This is a genomic window from Sabulibacter ruber (assembly GCF_017355955.1).
GTDB lineage: Bacteria > Bacteroidota > Bacteroidia > Cytophagales > Hymenobacteraceae > Nibribacter > Nibribacter ruber_A.
In genome coordinates, this window is sequence record NZ_JAFFID010000003.1 from 437,352 (window position 1) to 455,874 (window position 18,523).

Here is an 18,523-nt window from a genome sequence, read left to right on the forward strand (position 1 = left end):
TCCAACGCCCCTGCCTCCACTTCCAGAAATCTATTGTATGAAGATAGCCAACCCCTCGCTTTTATACAAGTTCAGGGCTCACTCATTCCTTTACAATTCCATGATGGAGGAAGGTTAGAGTAACATTTCGGGCAAAAAGCAGGAGCCCTTCACAGGTTTTCGGGCAGAAGTTCTGGCTTTGGTACCCGTAGGCAATAACCTGAGGTGCCCCAAAAAAGTAAAACCAAACTCACCGGTTTCACCACCTAACTAGCAGAGCATTGGTTTCCAGAAGTCTTACGTTTCTCCTTGTCTTCATCACTGTGGTTGGCTGTAGCCAGAAAAGCCACAAAACTCCCGGTCTCATCACCAGCAAAGCGATGGTGGTTTCCGCCCATCCCTTAGCTTCCCAGGTGGGAGCCGAGATTCTCAGCCGCGGCGGCAATGCCATTGACGCAGCCATTGCGGTTCAGTTTGCGCTAGCCGTGGTGTACCCAGATGCGGGCAACATTGGTGGGGGTGGGTTCCTGGTGCTACGGCAGAAGGACGGCTCGGTAGATGCCCTGGATTACCGCGAGAAAGCTCCCGCCGCGGCGCACCGGGACATGTACCTGGACCAGGAGAAAAACGTGATAGAGGACCTTAGCGTGAAGGGGCATCTGGCCGCCGGGGTGCCCGGCACGGTAGATGGTATGGTGAAGGCCCACGAAAAATACGGCAGCATGCCCTGGCGAGACCTGGTGCAGCCCGCCATTGTACTAGCGGCCAAGGGTTTCCCCCTCACCAAAAAAGAAGCCAAAAAGCTGAACCAGCAACGAGCCGATTTCCTGAAGTACAACACTCAAAGACCCTCGTTTATCTTGCAGCACCGCTGGCACGAAGGCGATTCTCTCTACTTCAAGGATCTGGCGCGCACCCTGGAGCTGATCAGAGACAAAGGCAGAGCGGGCTTCTACGAAGGCCCCACCGCTAATCTGCTGGAGGCGGAAATGAAACGCGGCAAAGGCCTTATCACCAAAGCCGATTTAGCCGCCTACCAATCCGTCTGGAGAACTCCTATCTCGGGCCAGGTAGGTAAGTACAGAATCATTTCCATGCCTCCTCCATCCAGCGGCGGCATCGCCCTCATCCAACTGCTCACCATTGCCCAGGACTATCCTCTCCCAGCCTGGGGCTGGAACTCGGTAAAATCGGCGCACCTCATGATTGAGGCCGAGCGGCGGGTATACGCAGACCGGGCCAAGCATCTAGGCGATCCTGATTTTTACAAGGTTCCCGTAGCTGGACTGCTGGACACGGCCTACATCCGCCGGAGAATGTACGGATACTCCCCCGGCGAAGCCACCGACAGCGACGATGTGTACCCTGGCATTCCCGCTCCACCCGAAAGCCCCCACACCACCCACTATTCCATTGTAGACACCCAGGGAAACGCAGTCTCCGTGACTACCACCTTGAACAGCAGTTTTGGGTGCAAAGTATTTGTGGCCGGGGCCGGGTTCCTGCTCAACAACGAGATGGATGATTTCAGCGCCAAACCCGGTTATCCCAACACCTACGGGCTGGTGGGCGAAGAAGCCAACGCCATTGCCCCCGGCAAACGCATGCTCAGTTCCATGACTCCCACCATTCTGGAGAAAGACGGCAAGCTGTACATGGTCATCGGGGCCATGGGCGGTTCTACCATCATCACCACCGTGTACCAGATCATCCAGAACGTGACAAGGTTTGGGTTCACCATGCAGGGAGCTGTCAGCGCCGGCCGGTTCCACCACCAGTGGCTCCCGGATTGGGTATTGGCCGAGTGGGGCGCACTTGGCCCGGGCACCGGTGTGGGTCTCTGGGTCAAAGGGCATAAGATTGCCCCCAAATACGGCGGCATCGGTCGGGCAGCTGGTATCCTGGTTTTGCCCGACGGAAGATTAGAAGGCGGTGCAGATCCCCGGGGAGATGATGCAGCGGCTGGGTTTTAGGGCTACTTTCCAGGAAAAAGCCTTAAAACCTGATTGACTTACTTTCAAAGTCAACTACCCTCTTTTACCTCGCTCGCCTCTGGCGAGTGTGAGAAATAGGGCGGCCTCTGGCCGCGTTGGGGAAGAACTTTGCTTGTAATAAGTGCCTAGCGGCGAGACGCCGCCAGATAACTTACACTCGCCAGAGGCGAGCGAAGGGGGAGTAGAAAAAGTCCATTTTAATCCATTCAGAAAGCAGCCCCAAAGCTACCAACCACTTCAACTCAACCTCAGGCCGCTTCCTCGCTGGTAACGGCGTAGGCTTCTTCAGAAGAGCGGTCCATTTTGAAAAACAGGCGGGAAATAGGAATCAGCATAATCCCGGCCAAGGCGAACGCCATAAAAGACACCTTTAGGCTGAACGCGTGCGCCAGGTACCCGATCATGGGTGGTCCGATCAGCATGCCCACAATCCCGAAGGTGGCGATTAATGAAATAGCAATGCCCGGGGAGTATTTCTTGGAGGTTCCGGCCAGGGTGTAGGTCATGGGGATTACGGCGGCGGTACCGAAACCCACCAGGGAGAACCCCAGCATGGCGGGCCAAAAGCTTGGGAACAGGATGGCCAGGCTGATGCCGGAAAAAATCAGCAGGGCACTCAGAATGTAGGTAGTGGGCATGCCCAGCCGTTCAATGATACGGTCAGACATAAACCTGGAAAGCGCCATAAATGCCATGAAAATGAGATAACCGGCGGTAAATACCTCTTCTTTCACTACTTGCTGGAAGTAAATGCCGCTCCAGTCAAACATGCCTCCCTCGCACACGGCCGCAAAGAACACCAGCAAGCCTAAAAACAGGATAAACGGATCTGGTTTGCCCAGGGCCAGTTTGTTACCCGAGGCAGAGGTATCGTTCCGGAGCAGGTGCCGGAAAGAGAACACCGTAGCCACCACACTGATCACCGATACAACAATCAGGTGCGTGGTGATGGGCACCTCCATTGAAATCAACAAAGTAGAGAATCCTACCCCCACAATGCCGCCGGTGCTCCATAAGCCGTGGAAAGAACCATTGATTTTCTTCTCAAACTGCTTCTGCAAGGTAATGGCCTGGGTGTTCACCGAGATGTTGAAGATGCGCATGCTCAGCGAGAACAGGAACAAAGCCATAACTAACGTAGCCGAGGTAGTAGCAAGCCCGATAAACGAAAGGCAGATAGAATTGATAAGGAACCCGATGGTGAGTGGAATCCGGGTTTCAAACTTTGAGACCAGCCAGCCTGAGAGAGGAAGCCCTATTAAGGAACTCACCGGCATGGTCAAAAGAATGGTGCCTAACTCAGCCTCGTTCAGGTCAAGGGCAGATTTGATGGTAGGTATTCTGGAAGCCCAACTGGAGAAGTTAAACCCGGATAAAAAGAAGAACAGGCTCAGGGATACCCGTTGGTTCTGAAGTGACTGCATGATGGTAAAGTAAGGACGCAAATATGCGCGATTTTATGTCCGGTTCAGGTACGAACTCCTTTGTTCGTACCTGAACCGGAACATTTGGTTGCCCAAAACTGAATTATGAGGGATGTAACTGTCTGTCAAGTGCCCGATGGATACAGATCGGGCGGCTCATTCCGGACTGTGATGGTCTCAATAGGACGCAGCGCCCGGGTACTGTCCAGGTAAATAAAGGCATCGTAGCGCTTAGGAATCACAGAGGGCACGTAGTTGCCCAGATGCTCCAGTTTAGGATTGTACACTACGCCAATGGCCCTATGCCCTACCGGACGGCTCAGGACTTTGTTCTGGGCCAGGTCTTTTGAGAAAATGATTTTGTCTGTGGGGCTTAACTGGTGCAGGATATGCTCCCAGCTGCCCGGCGTGGCCGGTGGCACCTGGATAGTTTTCAGGGGTGCTCCCCAGCTGCCGGCGGCAATCACCGTTCCCCGATGCGACCCGAACCCCACAATAAACACGTTCTCCTCGCCGTATTCCTTCCGGACCAACTGGCCCACGTTCACCTCGCCGGTGCTCGCCATATCGGTATACCGGGCGTCTCCTACGTGGGTGTTGTGTTCCCAGATAATGGCTTTGGAAGTAGGCCCGTGAAAGTCCAGCAGGCGTTTGAGGGTTTGGGCCATGTGGTTGTCACGAATGTTCCAGGAGTCGGTGTTGCTGCTCACGGCGGCCCGGTAGTACCGCTCCCCGTTCAAAGCCACCAACGCGTTTTGCTCGGCTACAAACTGGGCTTCGGTCTGGGGTGTTTCGGTTCCCTGGCTCTTTTTCTGAATCTCACGCCAAAGCCGGCTGGTTTCGGAACGGCAGTTGGCGCTCGCCCGGGCTACGGCTTCGGCGTACTGCATGGCATCGGCACTGAAAGGCTGGAAACACTGGTGCACCTCGCGGGCGGCTTTCACCAGCGAGGGATCGTTTTTCACGTGCGGCATCAGCTCGGTCATAGATTCCCACAGGCAATACACATCCAACCCAAAGAAGCCTACCTTCTCGGCGGCGGGTTTGTTCTGGTTGTAGCCATTGAGCCAGGTCACCAGAGAAGCCACCTCGTAATTGCCCCACATCCAGGTAGGCCAGCGGTTGTATTGCTCCAGCAAGATCACGGCCGCCGTACTATCCCGTTTAGGTCCCTTGATGAACTGGTTTACCCGGTAAGAATCGGCCCACTCTCCTTCCACGGCCACAAAGTCAAAGCCTTTCTCCTGCATGAGCCGTCTGGTAATGGCCGCGCGCCAGGTATAGTACTCCGATGTGCCGTGCGAGGCTTCCCCCAGCAACACTATGCGGGCGTCACCAATCTGCTGCAGCAGCACATCCAGGTCTTTCTCGCTCCGCAAAGGGTGATTGGGAATCCTGAGGGTGACGGCTTTGTCATTCTTCTTGTTTCCCTGGGCTGCGGCTTGCTGCGGAGAGGCCTGTTTGCAGCCAACCCAGAACAGGGCAAACAGTAGCAGAAACCAGCAGCATCGGGTTTGTTTCTTCCATTTATTCATACAGCACATCCCTTTTTGGCAGTAGTTTTTTGAGGAAAGCAGCAATCTGCTTCCGGAGTTATCCTGAATACTCTTCCATTCTCACCCAGAGGAAGTCTGTCGTTGCAGACTTCCTCCTGCCCTTCTCTTCCTTTTCAGGCTATGTCCTTCTATTTCAACTGCCACCCAATGGACCTTGATACAAATCCTCTCCGTTGTCCTGGTCTGTTCCGTGGTCTATGATGATACTTCCTCCGTGCCTTCCACCAAGCGCACTGTTTCTGCTGCTGATCACCTCCACGCCACCGGTGGTGGGAGAATCAACCGGCACAGGCAGCAGATGATCTTTCTTCGTGAAGGTGGAAGAGGATTTTTTTCTTTGCTGCGCATAGTAGGCAGCGCCCAAAGCCCCGGCGAGCAATACCCCTCCAAGAATGGAGAAGGTCTTTTTCTTGTCTTTGCCAGAATCTTCGGCTAACCAGCCGCCGTTCACCTTGTTCCAGTTTGTCATAGGCCCATACAGATTGCCCTGGTACGGCCCCGATGGCTTCTTCTTGAAGTGCTGGGAGGCAATCATCTTCTGCTGGAACTTATCAAACAGCTTAGCCGGCATTACCAGGCGCTGGAACCGCATCATGCGCGACATGTTGCCCACCGTTACCTGTTCCTGCGGATTTTTAGTGAGCCCGACAATGGCTTTCGCCACCTGGTCTGCGTGGATGATAGGTTTAGGAGGCTTCACAGACCTGCCCATGTAGTTTCCGGCATGCTGGAAAATGGGGGTGTCTATGACGGCCGGTAACACGCAGCACACATGAATGTTTTCTTCATCGGCCAGCTCCTGGGCCAGGCTGATGCTCATGCCCCTGATGGCGAACTTGCTGATGGTGTACGGCAGGGAGAACGGCTGCCCCACCAGGGCCACCATGGAGGAAACATTGATCAGGTTTCCGTAGCCCTGGTTTTTGAACTGCCGGATGGCGGCGCGCGCTCCGTAGATGTACCCAAACAGGTTAATGTCCATCAACTGCCGGATGTCTTCCGTAGGGATTTCCTCAAAGTGCCCAAACAAGCCTACCGCGGCATTATTCACCCAGACGTCAAACCCACCGAAGGCGGTTCGGGCCCGGTCTGCCAGCGCGTTTACTTCGTCTTCCACGGCCACATTGGTTGGCACGGCAATGGCCCGCGCCCCCAGGCTTGCACACTCTTCCACCACTTGCTCCAGACCTGCCTGAAACCGGGCGGCTAAAACTAAATCATGGCCTTTTTTGGCAAACCGTAAGGCAGTTGCCCGGCCAATTCCACTGGATGCTCCTGTTATGACAATTACCATAGTTGGATCTTTTCAACACCTTAACTCATCCTATGGGTACGCCCCACCCATCCGATTAGTTAGGACAAAAAGAAGAATTAAGTATTTGCCACATCCCCTTAAGTCTTTGCCGAAGAATAAGGAACAACAGAAAAGCAGCTTATATAAGATTGCACCTTCACCAAAACACCGCTCCATGCATAACCCAGCCTGAAGGTTGAATATGCCGCCAGAAGAAAAGGGTTGATTTTGGCCTGCTTTGAGGAAAACAGACAAGAAATGGTTTCAAGAAGGAATTTAGTTGGCCTTCCGCAAAATGGACATTAACTCCAAGTTTTGCTGGAGAATCAGCCCACATAAATAAAACTGTTTCCGGCCCCTTTTTCAGAAAAGAGCCCGGAAATAGTTTGAATGCTTTGGTAAAATGAAGTTTAAAGGCTTTGCAGCTTACAACTTGTTCTTGGCCACGCCTTCGTTGGTGAGTTTCACCGGCTTAATGAAGCCCTTCTCATCAAAGAACATTTCCTCTATGCAGGTAACGCGGTGATCACGGTCGGTTTCGGTGAGGGGGCGGCGGTGGTACACAATGTACCATTTGTCTTTGTTGGGTACCTGAATCACCGAGTGGTGCCCGGCTCCGGTTGCGATGGCGGGGTCTTGCTGCAGAATCTTGCCCACCCGCTCAAACGGCCCGAACGGCGAGTCGGCCACGGCGTAGGCCACGGAGTAATCGGGTCCGGTCCAGCCGCCTTCAGACCACATGAAGTAGTATTTCCCGTTCCGGATGAACATAAAGGGTCCTTCCACATAATTGTTCGGGGTGATCTCTTTGAAGGTGGTGCCATCGGGGAACGGGAGAAAACCTGTGAAATCATCGTTCAGTTTGGCAATGTTGCAGTGCCGCCAACCGCCGTAAATAAGGTAATGTTGCCCGTCTTTGTCTTTGAACACAAACTGGTCAATGGGCTGGGCACCGTTATGGAATTTATCTATCAGCGGCTTGCCCAGGTAATCTTTGAACGGTCCCTCGGGTTTATCGGCGACGGCCACCCCAATGCCGCCCTGTTCCTGGTTGTTCTGAATATCATTCGCCCCGAAGAACAGGTAATACTTGTTTCCTTTCTCTACCACCGCCGGGGCCCACATCGCCTTCTTCGCCCATTTCACCTGCGTGGTGTCCAGGATGCGTGCATGCTTGGTCCAGGTGAGGAGGTCCGGCGAGGAGAAGGCATCAAAATGGGTCTGCTGGTGATAACGGGCCGAAAACGTAGGATACACCCAGTACTTCTTGCCAAAGATGATGCCCTCCGGATCAGCGTACCAGCCCTCAAAAATGGGATTGCCTGCCGTAGCGGGTTTTGCTTTGCTTACCGCTTTTGCCGGTTTGGTTTGCGCAGCCAAGGGAGTGGAGGCAACCGCAAAAGCACAGAACGAAGCGAAACAGAGAGCAGACCATTTTTTCATACAGCAGAAGGTTTACACGTGAGGTTCAACTAGATTGATGGTGAAATCTACGCATAATTCGGCAACTTCCTATAGGCTCCGGTTTTAGTCTCCTTTTTCTAAAACTACCTGAAAAACCGCTTAGGATTGATCAGACACAAACCAGACCCTTGAAAGGAAAACATGCGCTGCACCTCCTGTAAAATGTGTAATTTCAGGCCATGGAAGCACCTACCGGCAAGATGGAGAAAGGCGAAACGCAACCCGTACCCCGCGTACACCCCACCAATTATCTTCTGCCGGGTATTTCCGTCCCCCAACTGACCTACGCCACCATTGCCCACCACTCCTCAGCCGAAGCCATGGCCGGAGGATTTGTGAGCGGTCTTGCCCCTGTTCACATTGAAATCAATGCCGCCTCCATCTCAGGCACCTCGTCGTATGGCAGGTTCCCCGCGGTGGCCGTGGTGCAGCAGGAAAACGGCTTGCTGCTCTCCTGCGACTGCCCGGCACTTAAACGGGCTTTGTGTACGCACCAGGCCCAGGTGCTACAGTTGCTGCTGAACCGTCAGGATCTGCGGGTGTTCTTTGACGCCCAACTCAGAAGAGAAAAACTACTGGCCAAAGCCGAGGAATACGGCTTAACCGATGAACCTAACCTGGACCAGTACTTCACCCTTGACTACACCTCCAAAGGACTGCAGATTTCGCCTGCCTCACCGGAACTGCTGCCCATTACCCCCGAGACCCAGGCCTTTCTGAAGGAAAAACTGCTGCCGGAACAACCCAGGTTACCGTTCCAGACGTCTACCCCATCGGCCCAGGTGAACCAGGCTACCCAACGCATTCTGGTGCTGGCCGAACACAAATACTACAAGCATCTGAACGTAGAACTGCTGGAGGCGGCGGTGGCCCAGACGGGCAAGATCAAGAACCCGCTCAAGCAACTGAATCCGCTGGATTTTGTCTGGCAAACCGATAAACCCGAAGAGCTGAAGTTCTTCACCGGTCTCTCCCGTTTCCAGAACAACTACAACGCAGAAGTCTCTGATACCGATCTTGAGGCCCTCAAGGCTTTGGTGCAGAACCCGCTGGGCCTTCCCGTGTACCTGCAAAAGCCCGAAGCCCAGGGCAAACTCTCGGCGAGTACGCTGGAGCCGGTAGAGGTACGGCACTCCTCGCTGGACCTAACCCTGGAGGTGGAAGCGCAGGATAACTTCTACTACATTACGCCGCAACTGCAGATAGAAGGGCAGCCGTTCCCTTTGAGGCAACTCCCCCTCAGGTTAGGGCATTTCCTGGAGGCGGAGCGCTGCCTGTACCTGCTCTCTAACCCGGATTTGCGCCGGGTGGTGGAGTTCTTCCAGAAGCGGGGCCACCGGCTACTCATTCACGCGTCTAAGTTTGAGGAGTTCCGGGACAACATTCTGGCCAACCTGGAGACGCGCATTAAAATCTCCTACGCCTTCCTGAAGCCCGCTACCCCACAGCAACTGGAAGAGCAGGGCTTTGACCTGGAAGTGGAGCGCATTCTGTACATTTCAGAGTCGCAGGATTTCATCTTGTTCACGCCCGTGATGCGGTACGGGCACGTGGAAATTCCGGTGTTCACCCAGAAGCAGATTTACGCCAAAGACACGCTGGGGCAGAGCTTCACGGTAGTGCGCGACCGGGAGGCGGAACATAAATTCTCGGCCGCTATCATGCGGGAGCACCCCCAGTTCAGGGAGCAACTGCACCTGGATAGCTTTTACCTGCACAAAAGCCGCTTTCTGTTAAATGATTGGTTCTTGGAGGCTTTTGAAAGCTGGCGCGGACAAGGCATTACGCTGCTGGGCTTCAAGGACCTCACCGTGACCAAGGTCAATCCGCACAAGGCCAGGATTTCTATTCTGGTGAGCAGCGGTATCAACTGGTTTGACACCTCACTGGACGTGCAGTTTGGCAAGCAGCGGGCGGGCCTCAAAGACCTGCATCGCGCCCTGCGCAACAAACAACGCTTCGTGCCGCTGGACGATGGTACCCAGGGCATTCTGCCGCAGGAGTGGCTGGAGCGATTGCAGAAATACTTCGCCGCCGGCGATGTGGTAGGCAACCAACTACGCACGCCCAAGATGAACTTCAGCGCCATTGAAGACCTGTACGAAACCGAGGTACTGAGCCAGGAAGTGCGCGAAGAACTGGCCTTGTACCGCCAGAAGCTGGCCCATTTCACCCACATAGAAGAAGTACCGGTGCCCGATGGTCTGCAGGCCACCCTTAGAACCTACCAGCGGCAGGGCCTCAACTGGCTCAACTTCCTGGACCAATTCAACTTTGGGGGCTGCCTGGCAGATGACATGGGGCTGGGAAAAACCGTGCAGGTATTGGCGTTTCTGCTGGGGCAGCGCGGCAAAGTAGCCCGTAATACCAACTTCGTGGTGGTGCCTACGTCTCTGCTGTTCAACTGGCAGGAAGAGGTGGCCAAATTTGCGCCTTCGCTTAAGCTAATTACGCTGTATGGGAACCAGCGCGTGCAGGATCTGGCCCAACTGGATGCCTATGAACTGGTACTTACCACTTACGGCACCCTGCTCACTGATATTGCGCTGCTCAAAAACTACCGTTTCAATTACGTGGTGCTGGACGAGAGCCAGAACATCAAGAACCCCGAGAGCCAACGGTACCGCGCAGTGCGCCTGCTACAAGCCCGTAATCGACTGGTACTTACGGGTACTCCGCTGGAAAACAACACTTATGATCTTTACGGGCAGCTATCGTTCGCCTGTCCCGGGCTGCTGGGCAACAAGCGCTACTTCCGGGACATCTACGCCAAGCCCATTGACCAGTTCAAAGACTTCAGAAAGGCCAAGGAACTGCAGCGCAAGATAAGCCCGTTCCTGCTGCGGCGCACCAAAGAGCAGGTGGCGCAGGAACTTCCGCCCAAAACCGAGATGGTGCTGTACTGCCAGATGGGCGATGCGCAGCGCGAACTCTACGCCGCTCATGAACGTGAAATCAGAGAGTTTATCTCGGCTCAGGACGAGGCCGAAATCCAGAAGCACCCCATGTACGTGCTACGCGGACTTACGCGCCTGCGCCAGATCTGCAACTCCCCCGCCCTGCTCCCCGACGACGCCGGCATAGGCGAACCCTCGGCCAAGCTGGAGGTGCTGCTGGAACAGATAGAAAGCAAGGCGCCCCACCACAAAATTCTGGTGTTCTCGCAGTTTGTGTCCATGCTGCACCTTATTGAGAAGGCTCTGCAGCAGCGCGGCATCGGCTACGAGACCCTCACCGGCCAGACCAAAGACCGGCAGGGCGCCGTGGCGGCGTTCCAGGAGCAGGAAGACGTGCGGGTATTCCTCATCAGCCTCAAAGCGGGCGGCACCGGCCTCAACCTCACCCGCGCCGACTATGTGTACCTGGTTGACCCGTGGTGGAACCCTGCCGTGGAAAACCAGGCCATTGACCGCACCTACCGCATCGGCCAGGACAAGCACGTGGTGGCCGTCCGGCTCATATGCCCCAACACCGTGGAAGAGAAAATCCGCAAGCTACAAACCACCAAAAAGGAACTGGTAGAGGATCTGGTGAAAACCGATGGCGGCATGCTGAAGAACATGAGCAAGCAGGATTTGCTGGCGTTGTTGCGATAAGGCTTTTAGGGCTGATTTAGAGAAAACTACCCTAAAACGCCTTATCCCTGGGATTTATGCGACCCCACTATGGCGCGGAATTACTTCCGTGCCTTGCTCTATTTAGGTAAATACCAAAGTTACAACCGCGCCTTGCGCCTTAGGGTGTCCTTTTACCTTTTGTAAAGTTCAAACTTAAAACATATTCCGCTTTGCTTCTGGCTTAAGTGCTTTCACTCACACTCACTATTTCAGAACAAACAGGTCTATATACCATTGCTCATCTTTTCAGGTGAGAGGAATATAGTAAAAGCACTGTGGAATTCACCTGAATCTGGCATCATGAGTTGGAAAGCATTCTTCCACCTTAACACCTCCACCATGAAACCAAGAAAAAGAATGTATGCCAGCTTGCCGGGTATAGTGGCTACCTGCACCGTTTTAGTCGTGCTGCTTCCCATCTTTTTGATCACGCCTTTCACGTATGCCCAACAAAGCCAAGCCCAGGAGGAGCAGGATTCTGAATTTAAAACCCACCCAAATGGACTGATCTACAGCACAACAACCATCTCCCAACTCAAAGGCATTGTAGATTCCCTGAGCCTGAAATTCAAGGTCTGTGAACTGCACAAAGACTATAGAGCCTTACCACAGACCAAGGGTCACTATGTGCGGCTGGAAAAAGGCAATATCTCAGCCGCGGTAAGGGATTTAAAGCAGAATATTTCCTTTGAGGAATTTGTAAAGAAGTATGCCCATACCACTTGTGTGAAGGACCTGCTGGTGGCAAAAACCCAAAGCGAAAGCTACGATGGAAAGAAAACAGTAGAGTTCTTTAGTTTGCCCCTGAACGGGAAGGGAGACTTTACTCTTGAGGTGGAAGCCACCACCACAGCGTACGAGCAGCCTTTGAAAGGTAAATGGATTTTCGAGTATTGGGATAAAACCGCCTATTCAGATGAAAAGCTTGAGGCTTTCTACTTCCCAGAGGAATTCAAGGCACCTTCCCTCCCTATAAAGTATGCCCGCATGGTGCAGTATGCAGACTGCATGATTGACACCACTGCACAGATTTACCTGGAATCTGACTGGGGCAGAGCCAGTAGACCAGAAAAAACTCCGGCTGCTTTAGACCGCTTCATGAACTATGTACATCAGGCAACCAATATGCCTGTGTATGATGAAAAAAACGAATCTTATTATGAAGACTACTACCATTGGTATCATGTCACCAGAAAGAACAAAGTGCAAAACGATCTGTCAAATAGAAAGGAATTTACGTCTCTGTTAGCAGCGGCTTTACCCGTTGCCTTGCAGGAAGGCGGCTATGACGAGGAGTTTGAAGAATACGTTGGCCAATACATTTCTAAAAAGACAGAGCTGGAATTGAAAAGAAAACGCCAGGTAGTAGGCAGTTGCAGCCAGGACACTGCTCCCAGGGAACACGCCGTGGCCATTGCTCAGCTCTCGGCGGAAACGGTCAATTGGGAGACTTTCCTGCGCGCCCACTTGGACATTATGAACGACAGATTTGACCGCGCTTCTGATGGAAGTTATGCCTGGGCTGGCAGAAAAACCTACATCCGGGAACTGGAAGTGTTAGATATCAATGTGCCAGACCTGCTCATAGGCATTAGCCTTCGCCTTGAAAACTCCGGCGAAAACCACTATTACGGCAACATAGGCAGGTTAGGCCGCGCCTTATCAGAATCGCAGCATGCCACAACAATCGAGAGCCAACTCCTGACCATGATCAAAGACAAGCAACTGGATGATTACAACAGAATTCTACTTTATTACCTGTTCCTGAACTACAATCACCATCTAGCGGATAAAAGTCAACAGAAAACAAACGTAACGCGGTTGAATGAGGCTGTGCAACATCTACCAACTCACCTTGCAGCCAGAGCTCTAGTGAAAGAGTAAACACTTGTCATCCCCCTACCCCCTTCAAAGGGGGACGACATACGTGCTGCTTTCTTACTACATTCAAATAGAATTCTCTATGCTCCTGCTTTAACCATTGAACCCTAACAGAGCACTTACTGCCCTTACTTACAACTCAGCCGCCAGGTGGCTTGGATTTGTCCGCCGGTGCGGAGGGTTTGCAGTTGCTGTTCATTGGCTACGGCCAACAGGTGCGGGGTAGAGCTCAGCGTTTCATAGGCTGGCTCGGCCACCTTGTCTATGACAAAGCTGTTGGCTCGAAAGAACTGCTCGGCTTCTGCAAAGGTGGAGAACAATTGGTTCTGCACGTTTTCCTGTTGAAAGAATGCTTCCCAAGCTTTGGCTTGTTGGGTGTTGCGCTGCACAAAGGCGTGTTTCAGGTAAATGTCTGTGGTAATCCAGTAGCCGCCGCGGGCTTTGAGAACGGCATGAATGGTCTGGCACAACTGTTCTTTCTCTGGAAGGTTCAGGTACATGAGTAACCCTTCGGTGACGATGCTTAAAGGGCCGGGAGCAAACTGATCCACGGTGGTCAGGAATTGTTCCCGGTCCATTACGTTGAGGCCCAGCATCTCTATCCGGCTACCGGCCGGGAAGGTCAGTTGCAGGTCTTCGCAGAGTTGAGCTTTCTGTTCTATGAGGTGGGGCAGATCGGTGTCAATGCAGTGCCGGATATGGCCTTGCTGCACCAGTGCCTGTCCTCTGAACGAGAACCCCGAGGAAAGCTCCAGCAGTTGGTCCAGGTTGCTGTCCAGGATAAGTTGCTGAACGGTGGCGGAACGGTTTTCAAAATGCACCACGCTGGCCCAGGCCCCAAAACTGGTGCGGTCAAAGGAGGTTTCCAGTTCCTGTGGGGTAAAGAAATGACTAGCCGCGGCATACGCGTAGGGCAGGTTGGTCTGGGCTTTCAACAGGAGCAATGCTGCTGCCGAAGGGCTAATGGTGGTGTAATCTCTGGTATTGTCCATTGTTCTAAAAACGTAAACTATGGCACAAAACTAGAGCGGCGGTGGCCTCTTGTATTGTAAAAAATGGACAAACCCCTGGGCTACTTCAGTTGGTTAAACAGCGTTCCGAACGAGTTGTCTTTCTGGGCATACTGATGGGGCGTGTAGCCGGTGAAAGCCTTGAACTCTTTGATGCAGTGGGCCTGATCAAAGAAGGCTTCATGGAACATCTGCAAATGAGGCTTTTGCAAAGGAGGCGCTACCGAGAGCAGGTGTTTGATCCTGACAATGCGTGCGAAACTCTTAGGCGATATACCTACCATTTCATGGAAGATACGGTGAAGGTGCCGCTGCGAATAGCCTGTTTTCTGGGCCAGTACGTGAATAGGCACTCCTCCCCGCTCCCGAAACAGCGCCTCAACAGAAAAGCGGGCCATCTCTTCCAGGCTTTTCGCCGGGATAAGCTTTGCAAGCAGGAACTCCTGCAAGCGCCGGGCCATCAGGGCTGGTTCGTTAAGAGTCAGGAGTTGGTCGGTGAGGCGGTTGGCTTCGTTGCCCCACAGTTCTTCGCCGGTCACTAACCTGTTGGCGGTCTCCTGCAACGGGAACGGGAAAAACCGGTAGGCAGAAAATGGCTGGAAACTGACGCCTAGAGTAAGCACATCGCCGCCTCCGTCCAGCAGCACCGGTCCGCTCTGGAGCCCTATCAGGCTCAAGGTGGCTTCTTTGGTGTGGTACAGCTCAGAACCCTGCACCAGGGTACTGTAATTTCCCCTGCAGGTAAACGTGAGGGTTAAATGCCCCGAGGGCACCACGGTTTTAATATCGGTAAGGGCCACATCATGCCGGCTTTCAAACACCCACACCTTGCGCAGGCAATACTGTAGCTCCGGAAGTATGGGAAACACTTGAAACTTCATCGTAAATGGCAACCAAAACCTGCAGAATACGGCCTGCAAGTTAACCATTTCTGGCTCTTTTCTAGTGTGGTGATGTTCCAAGCTAAGCCATTAAACCAGCATGCAACACCTCTGATTTTAGCCCGTTTTCCGCAAAACCCCTTACTTCCAGGAATGTCAATCGGCTAAAAAATAATTGTTCCCCAGGAGCTTGCCTTTTGTTTTAAGCGAGATGTAAGAAAAACAGGCCTGAAACACCTGTTCACTCAACTAGAAAACTAATAATCTGGCGAGGTCTTGGTGCCGTTCCCGTTGCCAAACTTGCCGGCTAGCAGCAAGCTCCGGAGCCGGTCAATGTATCGTTGGTTTTCTTCCAGGCGCTTTTCCAGGGAAGCTTCCTGTTCTCGGCCCAGCAGGCTGTTGTGGGAAGAGAATTTCTCCAGCATCCGCTTCTGTTCCTCCAGCAGCCGCAGGGAGGCCCACAGGGTTTCTTCTATCTCGGTGGTTTTGAATTGGAACAAACTGTCTGGGCTGAACGCGTGCCCGGCGTGGCACCTGTAACTGTGCACCTGGTTCCCGTGGTTTACATCCCACAATACCCCGCCGCAGGAGGGGCAGGTAAACTCTGTAAGCTCTGCGGTTCTTTCAACGGAATTGATGGAAGTAAGTACCCGCTCGGCAATGGTTGCTTCATTCAGGACATCCAGCGGTACTTCTTTTTTCTGCTGTCTGGGTTGGCTGACCAGACCAGACAGCACCAGGCCCATTTCAATGACCGGCACCACGTAATCTACCTCTATCTGGTTAATGGCGGCCTGGGGCATATCCGGGAAAGGTGCCGTGGCCGGATCCTGCACCATGGTGACTCCGCCGCTGCGTGAAATAGCCGAGAGCCCCTCTACCCCATCGTCGCGCATGCCAGACAGAATGATCCCGATCACGTTGGCGTTAAAGTAAGCAGCCGCTGACCTGAACAGGGTATCTACCGCGGGCCTGAACCCGTTCTCGCGCGGCCCGTGGGTGATGCGGATGCGGTCCTGGGTAAGTAAAAGATGATGATCTGGTGGCGCCAGGTACACCCGGCCGGGCTTAATGGGTTCATTGTCTACGCCAAAGTCGCAGGGCAGGAGGCTTCTGCCCGCCAGATGCGTCCTGAAACCGTTCCCCATGGAGACACTGGACAGGTGCTGCACCACAAAAACGGAGGCAGGCAGATCGGCCGGTAAATTCTCCAGGATCATGGGAAGCGCGTCCCAACCGCCGGCGGAGGAACCAATCACGATGATGTGGTGCGGAGCATCGGGGGTGTTCATAGGCAAAGTCCGGTTGTTTTTGTACACTGCGTATACGAAAATCAGCCCACCGGTTTCCGCTTATGCCACTTCAAGATTTGCTGATGCCTGCCGCGCTCTTGCTTACACCTGGAAATGCTCTTTGAGCACCTTCACAAACCCTTTCTGATTGTGTGACCACGGAATGTGCCCGCTCCCGGGAATAAACCGGACATCGGCCGAGGGGTACCGCTGCAGCACGTAGTTTTTGCTGTCTCCAAAAATATCCTGGTCGCCGTACGTAATGGTGGTTTTACACCCCGGGTGCATCTCTTTGGGGAGCAACGGGGCCGCCAGAATAGATTTCACTGTCTGGTTAATGGCCGAGGCTTTGACGCACTCTACCGAGAACTTCTCTGGGTGCGATTCTTTGAAACCACGGCTGAAATTCTCCAGCGCCTGCCAGAAAAAGTTCTTATACCCGGTGTCGCGCCCCAGCAAACCCAGCGCCGAGTTCAGGTTCATGGTAATCCATTCAAAGCTGCTGCACTTGGCTTTGTTGTAGCGGGCAATCTCCAGCATGGTGTCTTTCCACTGACGGCCCGTACCAGAGGCCGGGCTGCAGAGAAAGAGGCTGGAGAGTTTCTCGGGGTGTTTCTGGGCGTAGATCTGGGCGTACAAGCCACCCCAGGAATGCCCGAACAAATGAAACTTGTCTAGTTTGAAGTACGCCGCAATGCGGTTCAGGTCTGAGACGTAGCTATCCATGGAAAAGTCGTGCCCGGTGGTGGGTGACTTGGCGGTACCGCGCTGGTGGAACGTGATCACCTGATAATGCCGGGACAGGAAATCGAAAAGGAACGTTAAGCCATCTGGCACCCCCGGCCCGCCGTGCAGCAGAATAACGGCTTCTCTTCCTGGTTTAAGCTGCCCAATGGCGAACAGTTTGGTATCCTTATTTTCAATGAGCACCTTCATTTTATTTCCTTTTTAAGCAGATCTCAGCCTATGACTGCAATCCCTTACATACGCAAGTTCCCTGTTAGGTTTAGCCCCAGGAACTCAGATATTCTTTCACCTCCATGAAAGTCCCTCATTCCTACCACTTTTCCTTGCCTTTAAGTTAAAGAAACCTGCCCATTATAGAAGACCATCTACGGTAAAATGAAGCGCCGCAAAGCCTATTTAGAACCTATCGAAACAAACCACCTGCCCGCGGTGAAAACAGGCAAACCAGTTTTAAGGCAGATTTTAAGAAAACAGGGCCTAAACGAAGTATAAAGATTACCGCGGTGCTTTCTTCTATCTTCTGCCTTTCTTCTATAAACCCAGGCCCCTTTTAACAGGTACACCAAAGGGTTTCTGCTCCCTTAACCTGCTGGCACTATGAAATTTACCGGCTTCTTCTGTAAAACCCTCGGGCTTTTTGCCGTATGCATCATTTTGTCTAGCTGTAAAGAAGGAGGTAGCATGAAAGTAAGCAGGAACACCTACAAAACCGGTCGGTTAGCAGTTACCTACAGATTGCCAACAGCAGAGCAGGAAGCAAAAACCGGTACCCAGCCTCTGGGCCTGGACTCCCTCAAAGACGGCCTGCTGTACGTTCCCCGCGCTTATTCTCCCGGCAAACCAGCGGCTCTGGCGGTTATGCTGCACGGCTCGGGCGGGAACGCAGACCAGGGCATGTGGCTGCTGCAACGGTACGCTGATGCCCACAACCTCATTCTCATTGCCCCGGTCTCGCGCAAGTACAGCTGGGACATCATTGCCAGCAACAACTTTGGCCCAGACGTCATCTTCATTGACCAGGCAATTACGCAGGTCTTTGCCCACTACGTGATAGACCCTGCGCGCATTGCAATTGGCGGGTTCTCAGACGGTGCCTCGTACGCGCTGTGCCTGGGGCTCACCAACGGCGACTTGTTCACGCACATCATTGCTTTCTCCCCGGGTTTCGCCTACAACATGGAATCGCACGGCGTGCCCAACATCTTCATTTCGCATGGTACCAAGGACGGCGTTCTGCCTATTGACTCCTGCAGCCGACGCCTGGTGCGCAATCTAAGAGACCAGGAAGTGGAGCCGACTTACCTGGAGTTTGAGGGAGAGCACGAAATCCCTGAACACATTTCCAGGAAGGCGATAGATTGGTTTCTGAAGAAATAAAACCAGG

At 53.3% G+C, this 18,523-nt stretch carries 12 protein-coding genes; 4 read left to right on the forward strand and 8 right to left on the reverse strand.

The features are described from left to right. Window positions 1–359 precede the first annotated feature (359 nt). Entirely contained in the window at window positions 360–1,952 is a 1,593-nt protein-coding gene (ggt, locus tag JT719_RS17435; RefSeq protein ID WP_207435120.1) for a gamma-glutamyltransferase, read from the forward strand. Between the two features lie 269 nt (window positions 1,953–2,221). On the opposite strand, the gene JT719_RS17440 is transcribed toward ggt, so the two are convergent. The 4 genes from JT719_RS17440 to JT719_RS17455 form a co-directional block, all read right to left on the reverse strand. Continuing rightward, complete coding sequence (locus tag JT719_RS17440) at window positions 2,222–3,397, reverse strand: MFS transporter (RefSeq protein ID WP_207434870.1); 1,176 nt, start codon at window positions 3,395–3,397, stop codon at window positions 2,222–2,224. A gap of 125 nt (window positions 3,398–3,522) precedes the next feature. Then, window positions 3,523–4,932: an erythromycin esterase family protein gene (locus JT719_RS17445; RefSeq protein ID WP_207434872.1), complete on the reverse strand. Its 1,410-nt coding sequence runs from the start codon at window positions 4,930–4,932 to the stop codon at window positions 3,523–3,525. Window positions 4,933–5,086: 154 nt separating this feature from the next. Next, window positions 5,087–6,247, reverse strand: coding sequence for an SDR family oxidoreductase (locus JT719_RS17450; protein WP_207434873.1), 1,161 nt, complete (start codon window positions 6,245–6,247; stop codon window positions 5,087–5,089). Window positions 6,248–6,673: 426 nt separating this feature from the next. Beyond that, window positions 6,674–7,690 carry a glycoside hydrolase family 43 protein gene (locus JT719_RS17455; protein ID WP_207434874.1) on the reverse strand — a complete coding sequence of 339 codons (1,017 nt, stop codon included), beginning with the start codon at window positions 7,688–7,690 and terminating at the stop codon, window positions 6,674–6,676. Between the two features lie 200 nt (window positions 7,691–7,890). Here JT719_RS17455 and JT719_RS17460 point away from each other — a divergent pair, with 200 nt between their 5' ends. Next, complete coding sequence (locus tag JT719_RS17460) at window positions 7,891–11,307, forward strand: DEAD/DEAH box helicase (RefSeq protein WP_242693320.1); 3,417 nt, start codon at window positions 7,891–7,893, stop codon at window positions 11,305–11,307. Window positions 11,308–11,667: 360 nt separating this feature from the next. Beyond that, window positions 11,668–13,212, forward strand: coding sequence for a hypothetical protein (locus JT719_RS17465; protein WP_207434875.1), 1,545 nt, complete (start codon window positions 11,668–11,670; stop codon window positions 13,210–13,212). A 125-nt stretch (window positions 13,213–13,337) separates the two neighbouring features. On the opposite strand, the gene JT719_RS17470 is transcribed toward JT719_RS17465, so the two are convergent. The 4 genes from JT719_RS17470 to JT719_RS17485 form a co-directional block, all read right to left on the reverse strand. After that, on the reverse strand, window positions 13,338–14,201 hold the full coding sequence (locus tag JT719_RS17470) for a hypothetical protein (RefSeq protein ID WP_207434877.1): 864 nt from the start codon (window positions 14,199–14,201) through the stop codon (window positions 13,338–13,340). An 80-nt stretch (window positions 14,202–14,281) separates the two neighbouring features. Next, complete coding sequence (locus tag JT719_RS25565) at window positions 14,282–15,088, reverse strand: helix-turn-helix domain-containing protein (RefSeq protein WP_207434879.1); 807 nt, start codon at window positions 15,086–15,088, stop codon at window positions 14,282–14,284. A 269-nt stretch (window positions 15,089–15,357) separates the two neighbouring features. After that, window positions 15,358–16,392 carry a chemotaxis protein CheB gene (locus tag JT719_RS17480; RefSeq protein ID WP_207434881.1) on the reverse strand — a complete coding sequence of 345 codons (1,035 nt, stop codon included), beginning with the start codon at window positions 16,390–16,392 and terminating at the stop codon, window positions 15,358–15,360. A gap of 102 nt (window positions 16,393–16,494) precedes the next feature. Beyond that, a complete protein-coding gene (locus tag JT719_RS17485; protein ID WP_207434883.1) occupies window positions 16,495–17,328 on the reverse strand; it encodes an alpha/beta fold hydrolase in 834 nt (277 codons plus the stop codon). Between the two features lie 492 nt (window positions 17,329–17,820). Between JT719_RS17485 and JT719_RS17490 the strand changes: the two genes are divergently transcribed. Next, complete coding sequence (locus tag JT719_RS17490; protein ID WP_207434886.1) at window positions 17,821–18,516, forward strand: alpha/beta hydrolase; 696 nt, start codon at window positions 17,821–17,823, stop codon at window positions 18,514–18,516. Window positions 18,517–18,523: the final 7 nt, after the last annotated feature.